The following is a 14,951-nucleotide window of genomic DNA, read 5'->3' as shown; positions in this document are numbered from 1 at the left end:
ATATGAAACTCCAACTTTGGGACACTGAATCTGACAGTGTCCCTTTTAATTTGGAGGAAAACAATGAAACATATACTTTCAATGTCACAATTATCAAATGAAGAGGTTTATAGCCTCATGGATTCAGCCATTGATTTCAAAGCTGGAAAGGAATCAGATATTGGTTTAGATAAGTTTGCCATCAATATGTTTTTTGAGAACAGTACGAGAACTAAGACAAGTTTTCAAGTTGCCGAAATGAAATTGGGAATGAAAGAAGTAATGTTTGATGCATCGACTTCTTCAGTTACAAAGGGTGAAAGCCTGTACGATACAGTCAAAACAGTTGAGAGTATTGGAGCAAGTGTTGCTGTCATTCGCCACCCAGAAGATAAATATTATGAAAAACTAATTAACGATAATATGAAGATTCATATCATCAATGGTGGGGATGGTACTGGACAACATCCCTCACAATCTTTGCTAGATTTAATGACGATTTATGAGCACTTCGGTCATTTTGAAGGTTTAAAAGTCGGAATTGTCGGAGACTTGAGTCATTCACGAGTAGCACATTCAAACGCTGAAATTTTAACAAGATTGGGTGCGGATGTGAGCTTTGGTGGATTAGATTCATGGTACACAGAAGAATTCAAAGAAATTGGACCACATATGAGTGTCGATGAGCTTTGCCAAGAAATGGATATTGTCATGTTATTGCGTGTCCAACATGAGCGATTAAGTTCAGAAGAAAACAAGAACTTCTCTAAAGAAGACTATTTCAATAAGTATGGTTTGGATATGCGACGAGTAAACATGATGAAGTCAGATGCGATGATCATGCATCCAGCTCCAATCAACCGTGGAGTAGAAATCGCTGACGACGTGGTTGAGTGTAATAAGTCATATATTTTCCAACAAATGCAAAATGGTGTGTTTGTCAGAATGGCAATGATCGAAGCGGTACTAGAAGGAGACAATATTGACAACAAAATTAATAAAGAACGCCAAGCTGCTATACGATAATAAACTAATTAATAGTGACGTATTGATCGATGATGGTCAATTTGTCAAAATTGCACCATTTATTGGCAGTAGAGCTGATGAAGTTATTAATGCCGAAAGAAACTTGGTTATTCCCGGATTAGTTGACGTACATGTTCACTTCAGAGAACCTGGTCAGGTCCATAAAGAGACAATCAAAACTGGTAGTGCTGCCGCTGCACATGGTGGCTTCACAACAGTTGGAGCGATGCCTAACGTCACTCCAGTACCTGATAGTGTGGAAAAATTCAAGCACCAAATGGAATTAAATAAGCAATCCAAGATTAACTTGTTGCAGTATGCGCCAATAACTTTGGATGAAACGTCAGACAAGCTTAGTCCAATTGAAGATCTAGCAACTGCGGGAGCATTCGCCTTTTCAAACGATGGTCATGGAATCAACAACGCTAAGACGATGTTCAATGCTATGCAAAGGATTGCTCAGATAGGCAGTCACTTAGCAGCACACGTTGAAGATCAAAACTTGTTCAACAAAGGTGTGATCAACGCTGGAGATACTGCAACGAGATTAGGTTTACCAGCAATTGAACGAGTTGCGGAAACCTCACAGCTTGCTAGAGACTTGTTGCTAGCCAAGGAAACAGGTGTACATTATCATGTCTGTCACATTTCAACTAGGGACAGTGTGGACCTGATTAGAATCGCTAAGGATGCAGGAATCAACGTAACCTGTGAAGTTACGCCACATCACTTGTTACTGAGCGATGAAGACATCAAAGATGATGATGCCAATTTCAAGATGAATCCTCCGCTTAGATCTGAATCAGATCGACGGGCATTGATTGCAGGTGTACTGGATGGAACGATCGATATGATTGCGACTGACCATGCACCACATGCAGAAGATGAAAAGAATAAGGGATTCTTAAAGAGTGCCTTTGGAATAACTGGGATAGAAACGTCATTTCCACTGATGTATAGATTGTTCGTCAAGAGCGGCGTAATGACAGTTGAGAAGTTAGTTTATCTCATGGCAACGAGACCAGCTGAGATATTTGGTCTTGAAGCTGGCAAAGTTGAATTAGATAAGCCAGCAGATTTTACCATTATAGATTTGGATGAAGAATATCATTTTGAACAAGGTGATTTCTTGTCCAAAGGTTTTAATACGCCATTTGTTGGTGAAGATTGGGATGTTTTCGGGCGTATCAAGCAGACTTATGTAAATGGAGAAAATGTTTATTCAGAATAATTGGAGGTACTGAGGAGTAATGAAAAAGCCAGTAATAGTTGCGTTAGATTTTGCAGATGATTTCGAGTGTATTGAATTTTTGAGTCAATTTCCTAAGAATGACGAATTGTTCGTCAAAATTGGATTGGAAATGTTCTGTCAATTCGGTTATCCATTTGTTAGAAGTTTGAGAAACCGTGGATACAATATTTTCTTGGATTTGAAACTTCATGATATTCCTAATACAGTTCGTAGAACCTGCGAGATGATTGCTAAATGGGATGTTCAAATGTTAACTGTTCACGCCAGTGGTGGTGCAGAGATGATTGCTGCTGCCAAAGAAGGATTAGATGGAACTGATACAAAACTCTTGGCGGTGACACAACTGACATCTTTAGGACAAGTAGAACTAGCTAATGAATTACAAGTTCCACTTAAATCTCAAGACTACGTTACTCATTTAGCAAAACTAGCTTTTGATAATGGAGCCGATGGAGTTATTTCATCAGCACTTGAGGTACCTTTGATCAAAGAAGCAACTAGTGATGACTTTCTATGTATTACTCCAGGTATCAGACCAAAATCAGCTCAAGTGGGAGATCAAAAACGTGTTGCGACACCTGCTAAAGCACGTGTCTTGGGAAGTGATGGAATCGTCGTTGGACGTCCAATTACACAAGCTGATAACGGATTTGTAGCATATCAAAATATTTCTAAGGAGTGGAATAAATAATGGATAAAATCGATGTATCAAAGAATATTGCAAGTGAATTATTGGATATTAAGGCGGTAACGCTCAGTCCAAAGAGTCCATTTATCTGGGCTAGTGGAATCCATGCACCAATTTATACGGACAATCGTTTAACTATTGCATATCCAGATTTTCGCCAACAAATTGCTAAAGACTTGGCTGATTTGATCAAAGAGACATATCCAGAAGTTGAAGTTATCGGTGGTGTTGCAACTGCCGGTATTCCACATGCTACAGGTGTCGCAAATATTTTGAACTTACCATTGAACTATGTTCGTGCTCAACCTAAAGACCATGGTAAAAAGGGTCAAATCGAAGGTCGCTGTAAAAAAGGCGACAAAGTTGTCTTGATAGATGATTTGATTTCAACTGGTGGCAGTATTTTGAAGGCTGTTAAGGCCGTTCGTGAAGCTGGAGCAGAAGTAATTGGAACGGCTGCAATATTCTCATACAATTTACCCGAAAGTACTAAGAACTTTGATGATGCTGAAACAAAATTAGTTACATTGACAAATTACCCAACAATGATCGAAGTCGCTCAAGAACAGAATTATGTTGAAGCAAGTGACATGGAACTACTAAAGCAGTGGTATAAACAACCAGAAAGTTGGGGCAAATAATAATGGACTTATACAAACTTGCAAGACCTATGATTTTTGCAATCGATCCCGAAGTTGACCACCATTTGGTGGCTAATGGATTGAAGCTATTCAATGACAATTCTAATATTTTACGAAAAATATTCTATACAAAGAAACGTCCTAACTTGCAGGTTACAATTAAGAACCTAACTTTTGATTCACCAATTGGTATTGCTGCCGGATTTGATAAGAAGGCTGAATTTTATAACAGTCTTGGTGCACTAGGTGCTGGATTCGTTGAAGTTGGTAGTGTTACTAAGAAGGCTCAAGCGGGAAATAAAAAGAAACGTATTTTTCGTTTGCCTGAAGATAATGCCATCATTAATCGTATGGGCTTGAATAACGATGGTATCGAGACCACCAAAGCAAGACTTGAACAACATCCCGCTAATGATGTGAAGATTGGTTTGAGTATTGCGCCAAGTCACGGCTTGAATGATGCTGGAAAAGTTGCTGAAATGGTAGAGAGTGTCAAAGATATTCATGATCAGGCAGATTACATTGCGCTGAATATCAGTTGTCCTAATCAAAAAGGTGTTGCTACATTGCAACATGTTGAATTATTAACTGAGATCCTGACAGGTATCAAGGAATTAAATATTGAACAACCGGTATTCTGTAAGTTTGGAAATGATATTGATACAGCCGAACTTATTGAAACACTACATGCTGTAGAAGGATTGCTTGACGGTGTGATCTTGACTAATACTAGTGGAATGAAACGTGACGAACTGGTATCTGACAACAAAAAAGAAAATGGTGGATTGAGCGGTAAACCACTATTTGAAACATCTATTGCTATGACTAAGTTAGTACATAGTGAGTTCCCAGAAATGCCAATTATTTATTCTGGTGGTGTGTTTACTCCAGAAGATGCAAAAACAGCTCTAGAAGCTGGTGCGACCTTAGTAGAGGTTTACACGGGATTCATTTATAACGGACCAACTATGATTGAACAAATTAATCGTTATTTGTCTGAGAAACAAATGATTGATGATTTGAAATAAGGAATACTTCTAAAAGTAAGTAATGATTGCGTAGATCATTACTTATTTTTTATTTGGTATTAATTATTCAATTAATGTGTATTTATACTTTTGAAGTAAATTGACACTTCAAAGTAAACCATATACACTTACGTGTAAACATCAAACTACCACATTTACATTGATGAGGAGATAAAAATGAATAGAAATTCCTTAGAACCAAATAACGATAAATATGAATATTCTGACTGGGCTAAGATTGCATTTGCACCTAAAACAAGCGAGAGAAATAAAGAATTACAAGCTATATCAGAAAGGTTGCGTAACAATAAAAAGTCGCGATTTGTTGCTTTTGAAATTGGTAAGCAAAAGTATTCCTAGAATATGATCAACAATTGGACAATTAAATCTATTAAAGATATTTCACAAAATATTATTTTGTCAGATTTTAACTGTATTCCTGATAATTTAAATATTGGGAAATATAGTAATCCTAAAAAGGATTATGAATTAATAAATGAGTTTTTAACGAATAATGCTTTGGATTATGCCGTTCGAGATATTATGCAGACATTTATTTTTATTTCGAAAAAAAATAATAAGATAATAGGCTATTTTTCCTTAAGTGCAGGTAGTAAAAGAGTCTATAATAGCTTTAAAAAGAATAAGGACAATGTTCCGACTATTGGTAGGAATACTGAACTCCCAACCGTTGATATGATTTGGTTTGCCATTGATCATGAATTTCAACGATTGGGATTTGGAGAAGTTATGATGCAACAAATATTTAAAATGGTCAATCATATTTCTCTGGAGATTGGTATTTGTTTATTTACCGTCGATTCAATACGTGATTCACAGTCGTATTATAGAAAGTACGGTTTTTTAGATGTGAATGATGGAACGGGTAACATTAAAGGTGACAAATTTATGGCAATACAAACTAAAGAAGTAATTCAGTTACTTAAATCTAAATAGGCCGACATCTCAGTGATTGGGATGTCGACCTATTATTTTTGTCTTTTAACCTAATGATATAAATACAAATCCAATGATACCTACTAGTAAACAGTAGAGTAATGAAGGAGCAAGAGTCTTTCTCAAAATGGTTCCTTCTTGTCCACTCAATCCAACTAGTGAACTAACGGCAACAATATTGTGAACACAGATCATATTACCGGCGGCGGCACCAATTAATTGTGCAGCTAGAACAACTTGCTGGGGAATATTGGCGTTATTGGCAATGTCAGATTGAATCTGCGCAAATGTCAATGTTGAAACGGTTGAACTACCAGTAACAAATGCTCCCAGTGCGCCTAAGAATGGTGCTATGAATATCCAACCGGCAGAGAAATACTTAGATACGAATCCGGCAATATACATTGGCATACTTTCAAGATTGGCGCTGTTAAAGTTAGAGTTAGTGAACACTTGAACCATGATCAAGGTAACAATCAGGGCAATTGCGGTATTCTTCATTGATTTGATAACGTTGATTGATGTTGGAATGAAGCTCTTAAGTGATTTGACCTGTATCAACAATCCTAATAACACGGCAACAGTCAGAATTGTTCCTGGTGAGTATAAAAATTCCCAGTCAGAATTCAACCCTTTAATCCCAAGAATATTTGTCCATGATAAGTTTAGAACAGAAGTCATGAATGACTTGAGTGCAGGAATTGTCCTTGATAGTAATAAGAGTAGAACGACTAGAATATATGGTGACCAGGCTGTTAAAAGCGACATGTCAGAGGTTTCTTCTTTTTGACCAGTTGAATCTTTCAGTGTCCAAGGATTAGTGAAACTTGACTTGGGTAATAGGAACTTTGTTCGAATAGTAATGATTGCAACGATGATAGTAATGAATGGTGCAAGAATCGATACGAATTCGTAACCTACGAATGTAGCAGTCATCAATGCCATCACACTGTAAAATATTCCGATGAAAAGTGTCCAGGGGATGAACTGTAACCATTCTTTGAGACGTGGTTCTTTTGAGCTACCGAATAAAAATACTAATAAGAACACCAGCATGGTTGGCATTAATGAACCGGCAAATAAATCGATCGATGTCAGACTTTTTCCGATGCTGTTCAAAAAGTTGGTATTTTCACTAACGTTACTTAATCCAACTGTAAGTGGAGTTCCAACAGCTCCAAAGGCTGCTGGAGTCGAGTCGGCAATCAATGCCAGCGTGACTGACGCGATAGGCGAGAATCCTAAGGCAATCATCAGTGGAGCGGTAACCATCGCAGGAGTTCCAAATCCTGACACACCTTCGATCAGTCCACCGAATAAGTAAGCAACTAGAATTATTTGAACCCTCATATCAGATGATAACTTCTCAAATCCAATATTGATCCTGGTGATGGCGCCAGTGTGTTCAAGCGTACGAAGCATTATCAGAGCGCCAAATAATATCCAGATAATTGGTAATGATTTATGAATTGCTTGTAAAATCGAAGCCAGAAGGATTTTGGTATGCATTTTCCAAAAGACTGCTCCTAGGATCATGACGACAATGGCACTGATAGACATCCCTTTAGTAGCAGGGAGATTCAATATTCCTAGTAGAATCATTGGTAAAATAACAGCCGATAAGGCAACAAAAATCATTCCGGTTCCTCCAAGTTGAACAATGCCTTTTAAAAAAGCCTCGAATAATTCTTCCATACAGGAGAGAAATACTTCGAAGCTTCAATTTATCAAAAAGAATTTATTCATTTTTATGTTTCTCAATAGTTAATATTTTATCATATTGTATTTTTTAAGGGAACTTTAACGATAACGATTGTCGCACTTATTTATGAAATGGGCATGGGTCCACCGTCAATACCTTTTGTCAGAATCATTTCAGTTTTGGGGTCAATTTTAGTTTGGGAACGTAGTATTTTACTCAAACTGTGATGTAATTCTTTTTCAGGCATTTTACTTTTGAGCCGCCAATTATTGTTAGTTTCATTAGTGGAAATTTCCCCTAACTTTTCGATTCCTTCGATATTTCTTGGATCGATCAAATTGGCAGGGTCAGTATTGATTTCAATAAAATAGTTTGTATACCAATCACAAAAATCTGTAAATTCATTCATGCTGCACCTCCATGAAACACACTCGTAACTATAAGCCAGATTATAGTTTGTACAATTGTTTTTTACAAATTATTAAGATTGGCGTACATTAAAATCATTAAGATAATACAAGGGGAATAAAAATGGATTTAGTTTTTAATCAAGTGACAGAAATTACTGAGGATGATTACAAATTATTGTTGGACGCTGATCCATATAAGAAGATGGTCGATAGTTATATTACGCGTTCAACCGTCTTTGAAGTACGAAATGTCGACAAATTGGTGGGAATAGTAGCGCTGCTTCCAACTAGACCAGAAACCTTGGAAATTGTGAACATTGCTGTGGCACCTGAACAACAGAATCTGGGAATTGGAACACAAATTCTAGACAAAATGATTGCGGCAGCCAAGACTGCGGGATATTCAACTTTGGAAATAGGCACTGGTAGTAACTCTTATCAACAACTGCACCTATATCAAAAAGTTGGATTCAGAATGTCTTGGATCGATAAGGACTTCTTCATCAATAACTATCCGAAGAAAGTAATTGAAGATGCACTAACATTTGATGGATTCATTCTCCGAGATATGGTCAGATTAACAATGAAGTTACGTTAGAGGGCCTGACAAAATACGTTTGACCTCTGAGTATAACTTAAAGAAATCTTGTAACGGAATAAGTTGTGTTTTACTGCGTATTTACACTACAACTTATTCTTTTTTATTACTTAAATAAAATAATTACTTTGACACGCACAGTAGTTGATGATACATTATAGCTATCGAAAGGAAGTCTAATTATGCAACCAATAATTTCAAAAGATATTATTCGTGGCCATACGACAACCATCGTTTTGAATATATTAAGTCAAAATGATAGTTACGGTTATGAGATTGCAAAGACAATCAAACAATTGAGTCATGAAGCATATGAGTTAAATGAAGCAACACTCTATACGGTTTTTAGAAGACTTGAAAAAAACGGTGATATTGAAAGTTACTGGGGTGACGAGAGTCAAGGCGGTCGCCGCAAATATTACAAGATAACCGATCAAGGTAAGGAAACTTTGAAGAATAATGTGAAGGAATGGAATTTTGCCAAGCATGTGATCGACGACTTAATTCTAGGAAGGATCGAACAATAATTATGAATGAAAAAATTGTGGATTTGGTAAAGCAACGCTTAACAGAGATTTTTGAGGATTATCCTCATACACCAGATATTCATGAGTTAGTTGAAGAGTTAAAGTCAGATTTGATTGCTTCCGCTGAAGATAAAGTTGCAGAAGGAAAGTCTGAAGAGGATGCTGTCAAAGAGTCCTTTGCAGAATTTGGAGAAATTACCGAGTTGATCGATGAGGTAATGCACGACGATAATGATGATTCTAAGGAAAATGCTCACGCAAATGATGGTCATCACATTGATATTAATCAATCTGGCATCATAGTCGATGGTGGAGAAAAGTTAAAAATTGATAAAACTGGTGTTTATATCAATAATGGGAAGTCATTCAAAGCTGATGGAACAGGTGTAACGATCGGTGAGGGTCGTGTTTTCAGCGCTGATGAAAATGGAGTGAAGTTTGGTAATATGACTATTGATGGTCGTGGTATCAATTTTGATCAGAATAAAAACAAAGTTCATGATACTTTTTCTAAGTTTGATGAACAATTCGATCACCATGTTGACACTGAGATTTATGTTGAAACACTCGATTTGGTCAATGAGCTATTGTTTGATATTGATGATATACAACGAATGGACATTTCCTATAACAGTGCGACAGTCAAAATTTTACCAACCGATGGTGATAAGGTGATTGTTAGAGAATATATGTCTCGCAATAATCCAGATTATTATGCTAGAACTAAGACTGATGGTGGCACCTTGATAGTTGCACAGGGACGTTATCCTAAGTTCTTACACCTACGTGTCAGAATACAGATTCTGATTCCTAGGAGTTTTGCTGGAGATATGAGAGTCTCAACTATCTCAGGAAATCTGCAAGTTAATGGGATCAGTAACGTTGGAACCCTTAAGACAACAATTAATAGTGGCAATGGTTACTTTAATAACATTTCAGTTGCTAACTTTTCGGCAAGATCACAGTCAGGTAAGCTTAGAATCGAAAACGTCAAGGCTGACGATGTACTACAATTGATCGCACATAGCGGCACTATTAAGATCGATAAGGTTCTAGGTCGTGAATTCGAGATCAAAGCTCACAGTGGGTCAGTCCGTGGTGACAGATTATGTGGTAGTGGAATAATCGAGAGTCACTCTGGAACAGTGGCACTTAGTGTCGATGAATTGACAGGTGATCTCAATGTAGAATCACATAGTGGGGCTGTCAAAATTACGATGAATATGGATAACTACAAGTTTGATCTTCAATCTAAGAGTGGTATTGTCCGTGCACCTGAGAATGCAATTTTTAATCATGATACAGGCGACTTTAAAGATGGTCACGTTGGAAATGATTCAAAATATACAGTTAAAGGTAAGACAGCATCAGGAGTTGTTAAATTATATTAAAAAAAAACGATATGTGGAATTACTTCCGCATATCGTTTTTTTTTTTTGAGGTTTATAGAGCAAATTTTTCGATGGCATTACCAACGCCATCATGATTATTATCAGTTGTTATATAATCAGCGACCTCTTTAACGGCAGGTTGTGCATTTTCCATTGCGACACCTTTTCCAGCAATCTTTAACATAGGGATATCATTATCACGATCGCCCATAGTCATGACTTCACTTAAATCAATCTTCAAGATTTCTGCCAAATGTTTGACAGCATTACCTTTGTTGACGTCTTTAGGGAAGACCTCCAAGAATCCGACACCAGTTCTAACTACAAAGTAATTATCGTCAAAAGTTTCGTGTACTAGGGATGAAATATTATCTAGCTCGTCCTTATTACCATTGATTATGGCTTTGATGATTTCAAAGTCATCAGGAAGCTGGTCTGGTTCTCTAATGTATAATCCACCGTCGTTCTCAAAGGCCTGAGTAATAGTATATTTGTCAAACCAATCTTCGTGACTAGTGTATGTTTTGGCATTTTCGTCAACGACATTGTAGTGAAGATGATGTGCTTTAACGAAGTCCACGAATTCACGATAGAATGAGTTGCTTAATGAATTATGGTAAAGAATCTTTTGATCCATATTCTCAATGATTGCACCACCGTTGGTGATCATATATTGGTCTTTTCCAGTGATACCGAGTTCATTTGTGTAATTTATGATGGCATTATGTGTTCGACCTGAACAAAGTACTACTTTGATACCTTTTTGTAAGGCTTGATTGATCATTTCTTTGTTTTTATCAGAAATAGATTTTTGGGTAGTGAGCAGTGTATCGTCCATATCTATAGCAATTAGTTTGTAACTCATTGGATTCTCCTCAGTAAGACGTTTACTAACTATTATATGCGAAATGTTTAGAAAAATAAAAAACCACGATTGTCAAAATGACTGATCGTGGTTGTAAAATTCTGTTTAGATTATGGAAGCATCTTGTGGCAAACTTAGAAGTTGAGGTTTACTGAAATAGTATCCTTGCTTAAGTTTGATACCGAGTTCGTTGCTGAGCTTGTTGTCAGCATGATCTTCAATACCTTCAAGTACCAAACGCAAACCGTATTCTATACTGATTGCATGCCAGAAATGTAGTTTCTCTTGAATCTTAGGATCTTTGAACTTCTTGTTAAAGTTTTGTAGTGCAAACTTCAATTCAGAAGCGAAGGGAAGTAACTCTTGTATCTCCTGGAAGTAATTATCGCCTGTTCCAACATCGTCAAGTGAGATTTGCATACCCTTATCCAAAAAGGCTCTCAATTGAGGTAAAAGTTCGGCAACAGTATAATCACGAGCACCATTTTCTTCGGTCAATTCGACAATTAACTTAGTAGGATATAATTGTTCTTGACTCTTGATAATGGCATTGGCTATTGTAGTTGTCATAAGTTGTTCACGGCTCACATTTATGGAGCATCGACGAACTTTAATGGAAAGAACTTTTGTAGTCTCAATCAATAAGTCAGCAACGATCTGAGGATCAATTGCTGTGAACGATTCTGGTAGACGCCAACCGTCTGGTGTTAACTGTTTCATCAATAATTCGTAACTGATAATGGTATTAGTTTTGGCGTCTATTTGAGGTTGAACAAAGTAACGATAAGTTGGATTCAATAAAATACCTCCATGATATATTGTTTAAAATTCAGAAGAACAACAGTATACTATAATTATCGAATAAATGATAGAAAGAAATGATTATTTTCATGAAAGTTGTTGTTATTGGATGTACGCATGCTGGAATTGCAGCTGTTAGGGAAATCATTAAGAATTATCCTGGTACCGAAATCACAGTTTATGAACGACAAAGTAATATTTCTTATTTATCCTGTGCAACGTATTTACATATCGAAGGTACAGTTAGGGCATTATCCGATGCTCTATACGTCGAGCCAGACGATTTTATTAAGCAAGGGGTAAAGATGGAGGTCAACCATGATGTCATTCAAGTTGACGCCGCTGCTCATTCTCTGTTGGTTCAGGATCTGAAGACTAAGAAGATGGAGACCACAACTTATGATAAGTTGATTATGGCCACTGGATCTATAACTGCTATACCAGCAATTACTGGGATTGAGAATCCCAAGGCTCTATTGTGCAAGACATATGATCAAGCCCACGATCTTTGTCAGTATACAAAGAAAAAGAAGAATATCGCCATTATTGGTGGAGGATATGTCGGAGTTGAACTGGCCGAGGGGTATATCAAGTCAGGTCATCAAGTCTGGCTTATCCAAAAGACACCAGATTTACTCGACAGATATGTTGAGCCTGATTTGTCTAAAAAAATATTGCAGATATTAGTTTCCAAAGGTGTTCACGTTATTACGGGAACAAAAGTCAGTGCCTTTGAAGATACTCCAGAAGGTAACTTACTAGTTAGAACGACTGGTGATGATTTTGAAGTTGATATGGCTGCTATTACTTCTGGAATGATACCTCAGACTGACCTGTTACAAGGACAGGTTGATATGGCTGAAAATGAAGCTATTATTACTGATGATTATATGTATTCGTCAAACCCTGATATTTTGGCTGCTGGGGATGCATCTGTTATTCACTTCAATCCAACTAATTCTACAATGTATTCACCACTTGCTTCACATGCGGTTCGTCAAGGAGCATTGGCTGGAATCAATGTATTTGAGCGCCGACTTAGATCTATCGGTACTCAAGCAACTACAGGAATGAGTATTTTTGGCTATACTGTAGCATGTACTGGATTAACATTAGCTCAGGCTAAAAAGGCTCAGTTTAATGCTGCCAAAGTGGTTTATGAAGGACCATATCGTCCTGACTTTATGCCGAACTCATATCCAGTTACAGTCGAATTAGTATATGATAAGAACACACGCAAAGTATTAGGTGCTCAATTAATGTGTGAACACGATGTTTCTCAGGCCGCTAATGCTGTATCAGTATTGATGCAATATGGTGGAACAATTGATCAATTAGCTATGGTTGATATGTTATTCTCACCAAACTTCAACAATACCTTTGATTATTTGAATTTGGCTGGTCAAAAAGCTGTCGACCAAGAACACGGTTATTTACGTACTTAATTCTGTTTGAAAGGAATCTTTATCTATGGCAAATTATATCCAAGAAATACGCAGCCTCGTTGGTCACCGTCCAATAATTCTAAATGCTTCTGGAGCAATTTTGGTTAATAGTGCTAATGAAGTTTTACTGAATCTTCGAACCGATACTCACAATTGGAGTTTGCCAGGTGGATATCTCGAATATGGTGAGACGTTTGAACAAGCTTGTGTCAGAGAGTATAAAGAAGATGCTGGAATTGATGTCGAGATTGTTGAACCACTCGGGATATTCGACCAAGGATTTACAAAGTATCCTAATGGGGATGAAACCCAGGTCATTTCTCGGTTGTATCTTGTAAAACAGGTTGGTGGACATGAATTAACTGAGGCCACCAATGAAACACTTGACCTTAAGTATTTCCCACTTGATAATTTACCTCCACTATTAAATCAGCAAAATGCTGATATGTTGGAAGCCGCTAGAAAATATTTTGATAGTAAAAAGTAATAGGTTCGATATGGATGAAATTCATCCTTACCGAACCTATTTTTTATATTTTAGTTTCTAGAACATCAGCGACATGCATAATTCGTGCCGAAATATTCTTGTTGTCATGCACTTGATCCCAAGACATGTCCAAATCAATTTTATTTCTCTTAAGCTGAATCTCTAAGTTCAGAGGCTTCCTTAACCAGACAAAGTGAGACTGCCTTTTGTTTTTGAACGATGTAATATCCGTTGCTGTGTAAGTCTCATTTTCAGTTTTGACGTGGAAGTCGTGAATCTCAGAATAACTTATAAATTGTAAACTGGATTGCTTCGCTACAAAAATCAGTTTTAACTTTGAACGATATGAATTCATATCGTAGTAGGTGATTCCATGCTTCTCCAATACCCAATAGCCATATAGCAATGGCAAATAGCTAGGGTAGTAAATGAAGAGCAGTACAAAAAGAATCACTAAAAAAATTGTTATTCCAGCTTTGTAGTTTATAAATGAACTGGCTATTCCCAAGATTGCGCTGATTAAAATACTTCTGAACAAAGGTCCATGATTTATTTCTCTACCAAATGTAATCGTGCTATTCATTCTATCACCCATATTTTTCTGATACTTTAATTGTAGCTGTATGGAACCGTTTTCACAAATAGAAATTTGTTTTTACTCCGGTCAAAAAATATTTAACCTGCCGTGGGACCGCTTCGAGCCTTGGTCTCGAAGCTCGACTTTAAGCTTTGCTTCGCCAATCTTAAAGCTCGTCCTGTGGCTTCGCCACTTGCACGGCTGGTTAAATATTTTTTGACCTCCGTTTTTTTGTCGGTTCTGTTTGAAATTGGAGAAGGTTACTCGTTTTCCTCGTAAAAGTAATTTTAATTATTTTGTTGGTCAATCAATATTTTTACAGATTAGTTAAATACAGATAACGGCTGACAAACAAGCCGGAGGTTGAAAATAAATGCCAGCAGTGGCAGTGGTGTTAGGACGACAGCATGTCGTTCTTACAGCACAGGACGACTTTTGAAATCTGCGGGTTTGTGCAGAGTTCAAAAGCGAGTCTTCAGACCAAGGCTGAAGACGTTCCTCAGTGCGCCCGGCATGGGCGCTAACTTGGTGGTGAAAGTCCACTGTGAGCCGTAGTAGTCGGAATCACTAGCTAAGG

17 protein-coding genes are annotated in these 14,951 nt (G+C 37.2%); 12 read left to right on the top strand and 5 right to left on the bottom strand.

The annotated features are described in order from the left end of the window. Positions 1 to 36 precede the first annotated feature (36 nt). The 7 genes from EKM66_RS05830 to EKM66_RS05800 all read left to right on the top strand — a co-directional run bounded on the left by EKM66_RS05830 (position 37) and on the right by EKM66_RS05800 (position 5,571). Positions 37 to 1,005 (top strand): aspartate carbamoyltransferase catalytic subunit, encoded by a 969-nt coding sequence (locus tag EKM66_RS05830; RefSeq protein ID WP_318530619.1) that lies wholly within the window; start codon positions 37 to 39, stop codon positions 1,003 to 1,005. After that, positions 962 to 2,236, top strand: a complete 1,275-nt coding sequence (locus EKM66_RS05825) for a dihydroorotase (RefSeq protein WP_125762556.1) — start codon at positions 962 to 964, stop codon at positions 2,234 to 2,236. Before EKM66_RS05830 ends, EKM66_RS05825 begins: the two co-directional genes overlap by 44 nt. Positions 2,237 to 2,255: 19 nt before the next feature. Further along, on the top strand, positions 2,256 to 2,948 hold the full coding sequence (gene pyrF / locus EKM66_RS05820; RefSeq protein ID WP_125762554.1) for an orotidine-5'-phosphate decarboxylase: 693 nt from the start codon (positions 2,256 to 2,258) through the stop codon (positions 2,946 to 2,948). A gap of 8 nt (positions 2,949 to 2,956) precedes the next feature. After that, a complete protein-coding gene (gene pyrE / locus EKM66_RS05815; protein WP_318530620.1) occupies positions 2,957 to 3,586 on the top strand; it encodes an orotate phosphoribosyltransferase in 630 nt (209 codons plus the stop codon). 2 nt (positions 3,587 to 3,588) lie between these two features. After that, complete coding sequence (locus EKM66_RS05810) at positions 3,589 to 4,614, top strand: quinone-dependent dihydroorotate dehydrogenase (RefSeq protein ID WP_125762551.1); 1,026 nt, start codon at positions 3,589 to 3,591, stop codon at positions 4,612 to 4,614. Positions 4,615 to 4,791: 177 nt separating this feature from the next. After that, positions 4,792 to 4,974, top strand: a complete 183-nt coding sequence (locus EKM66_RS05805) for a hypothetical protein (protein ID WP_125762549.1) — start codon at positions 4,792 to 4,794, stop codon at positions 4,972 to 4,974. Between the two features lie 3 nt (positions 4,975 to 4,977). Beyond that, on the top strand, positions 4,978 to 5,571 hold the full coding sequence (locus EKM66_RS05800) for a GNAT family N-acetyltransferase (protein WP_125762547.1): 594 nt from the start codon (positions 4,978 to 4,980) through the stop codon (positions 5,569 to 5,571). A gap of 45 nt (positions 5,572 to 5,616) precedes the next feature. On the opposite strand, the gene EKM66_RS05795 is transcribed toward EKM66_RS05800, so the two are convergent. Both EKM66_RS05795 and EKM66_RS05790 read right to left on the bottom strand, forming a co-directional pair. Beyond that, the gene (locus EKM66_RS05795) at positions 5,617 to 7,209 is read right to left on the bottom strand and encodes an L-lactate permease (protein WP_125762545.1); all 1,593 of its coding nucleotides are present in this window, start codon (positions 7,207 to 7,209) and stop codon (positions 5,617 to 5,619) included. A 188-nt stretch (positions 7,210 to 7,397) separates the two neighbouring features. Continuing rightward, positions 7,398 to 7,682, bottom strand: coding sequence for a hypothetical protein (locus EKM66_RS05790; protein WP_125762543.1), 285 nt, complete (start codon positions 7,680 to 7,682; stop codon positions 7,398 to 7,400). 122 nt (positions 7,683 to 7,804) lie between these two features. Between EKM66_RS05790 and EKM66_RS05785 the strand changes: the two genes are divergently transcribed. The 3 genes from EKM66_RS05785 (at position 7,805) to EKM66_RS05775 (ending at position 10,199) form a co-directional block, all read left to right on the top strand. Then, on the top strand, positions 7,805 to 8,281 hold the full coding sequence (locus tag EKM66_RS05785) for a GNAT family N-acetyltransferase (protein WP_125762541.1): 477 nt from the start codon (positions 7,805 to 7,807) through the stop codon (positions 8,279 to 8,281). Between the two features lie 182 nt (positions 8,282 to 8,463). Beyond that, positions 8,464 to 8,808 (top strand): PadR family transcriptional regulator, encoded by a 345-nt coding sequence (locus EKM66_RS05780; RefSeq protein WP_125762539.1) that lies wholly within the window; start codon positions 8,464 to 8,466, stop codon positions 8,806 to 8,808. Positions 8,809 to 8,810: 2 nt separating this feature from the next. Further along, on the top strand, positions 8,811 to 10,199 hold the full coding sequence (locus EKM66_RS05775; protein ID WP_164505060.1) for a DUF4097 family beta strand repeat-containing protein: 1,389 nt from the start codon (positions 8,811 to 8,813) through the stop codon (positions 10,197 to 10,199). A 52-nt stretch (positions 10,200 to 10,251) separates the two neighbouring features. Here EKM66_RS05775 and EKM66_RS05770 read toward each other — a convergent pair whose 3' ends face one another. Both EKM66_RS05770 and EKM66_RS05765 read right to left on the bottom strand, forming a co-directional pair. Continuing rightward, positions 10,252 to 11,064, bottom strand: a complete 813-nt coding sequence (locus EKM66_RS05770; protein ID WP_125762535.1) for a Cof-type HAD-IIB family hydrolase — start codon at positions 11,062 to 11,064, stop codon at positions 10,252 to 10,254. A 105-nt stretch (positions 11,065 to 11,169) separates the two neighbouring features. Further along, positions 11,170 to 11,862, bottom strand: coding sequence for an EAL domain-containing protein (locus tag EKM66_RS05765; protein ID WP_125762533.1), 693 nt, complete (start codon positions 11,860 to 11,862; stop codon positions 11,170 to 11,172). A gap of 80 nt (positions 11,863 to 11,942) precedes the next feature. Between EKM66_RS05765 and EKM66_RS05760 the strand changes: the two genes are divergently transcribed. Then, the gene (locus EKM66_RS05760) at positions 11,943 to 13,310 is read left to right on the top strand and encodes an FAD-dependent oxidoreductase (protein ID WP_225426565.1); all 1,368 of its coding nucleotides are present in this window, start codon (positions 11,943 to 11,945) and stop codon (positions 13,308 to 13,310) included. Between the two features lie 25 nt (positions 13,311 to 13,335). Further along, positions 13,336 to 13,797 (top strand): NUDIX hydrolase, encoded by a 462-nt coding sequence (locus EKM66_RS05755; protein WP_125762529.1) that lies wholly within the window; start codon positions 13,336 to 13,338, stop codon positions 13,795 to 13,797. Between the two features lie 43 nt (positions 13,798 to 13,840). Here EKM66_RS05755 and EKM66_RS05750 read toward each other — a convergent pair whose 3' ends face one another. Further along, positions 13,841 to 14,380 (bottom strand): hypothetical protein, encoded by a 540-nt coding sequence (locus EKM66_RS05750; protein WP_164505059.1) that lies wholly within the window; start codon positions 14,378 to 14,380, stop codon positions 13,841 to 13,843. Positions 14,381 to 14,951 lie beyond the last annotated feature (571 nt).

The sequence above is a fragment of the Companilactobacillus hulinensis genome (genome assembly GCF_003946555.1).
Lineage (GTDB): Bacteria > Bacillota > Bacilli > Lactobacillales > Lactobacillaceae > Companilactobacillus > Companilactobacillus hulinensis.
The sequence above is the reverse complement of the archived record's forward strand: the minus strand, read 5'-3'. Positions and strand labels throughout refer to the sequence as shown.

Bases quoted from the DNA above. Each gene is read 5' to 3' on its own strand.
- pyrF (WP_125762554.1), top strand. From the start codon at position 2,256: ATGAAAAAGCCAGTAATAGTTGCGTTAGATTTTGCAGATGATTTCGAG.
- EKM66_RS05810 (WP_125762551.1), top strand. From the start codon at position 3,589: ATGGACTTATACAAACTTGCAAGACCTATGATTTTTGCAATCGATCCC.
- EKM66_RS05805 (WP_125762549.1), top strand. From the start codon at position 4,792: ATGAATAGAAATTCCTTAGAACCAAATAACGATAAATATGAATATTCT.
- EKM66_RS05800 (WP_125762547.1), top strand. From the start codon at position 4,978: ATGATCAACAATTGGACAATTAAATCTATTAAAGATATTTCACAAAAT.
- EKM66_RS05795 (WP_125762545.1), bottom strand. From the start codon at position 7,209: ATGATTTTTGTTGCCTTATCGGCTGTTATTTTACCAATGATTCTACTA.
- EKM66_RS05790 (WP_125762543.1), bottom strand. From the start codon at position 7,682: ATGAATGAATTTACAGATTTTTGTGATTGGTATACAAACTATTTTATT.
- EKM66_RS05785 (WP_125762541.1), top strand. From the start codon at position 7,805: ATGGATTTAGTTTTTAATCAAGTGACAGAAATTACTGAGGATGATTAC.
- EKM66_RS05780 (WP_125762539.1), top strand. From the start codon at position 8,464: ATGCAACCAATAATTTCAAAAGATATTATTCGTGGCCATACGACAACC.
- EKM66_RS05775 (WP_164505060.1), top strand. From the start codon at position 8,811: ATGAATGAAAAAATTGTGGATTTGGTAAAGCAACGCTTAACAGAGATT.
- EKM66_RS05770 (WP_125762535.1), bottom strand. From the start codon at position 11,064: ATGAGTTACAAACTAATTGCTATAGATATGGACGATACACTGCTCACT.
- EKM66_RS05760 (WP_225426565.1), top strand. From the start codon at position 11,943: ATGATTATTTTCATGAAAGTTGTTGTTATTGGATGTACGCATGCTGGA.
- EKM66_RS05755 (WP_125762529.1), top strand. From the start codon at position 13,336: ATGGCAAATTATATCCAAGAAATACGCAGCCTCGTTGGTCACCGTCCA.
- EKM66_RS05750 (WP_164505059.1), bottom strand. From the start codon at position 14,380: ATGAATAGCACGATTACATTTGGTAGAGAAATAAATCATGGACCTTTG.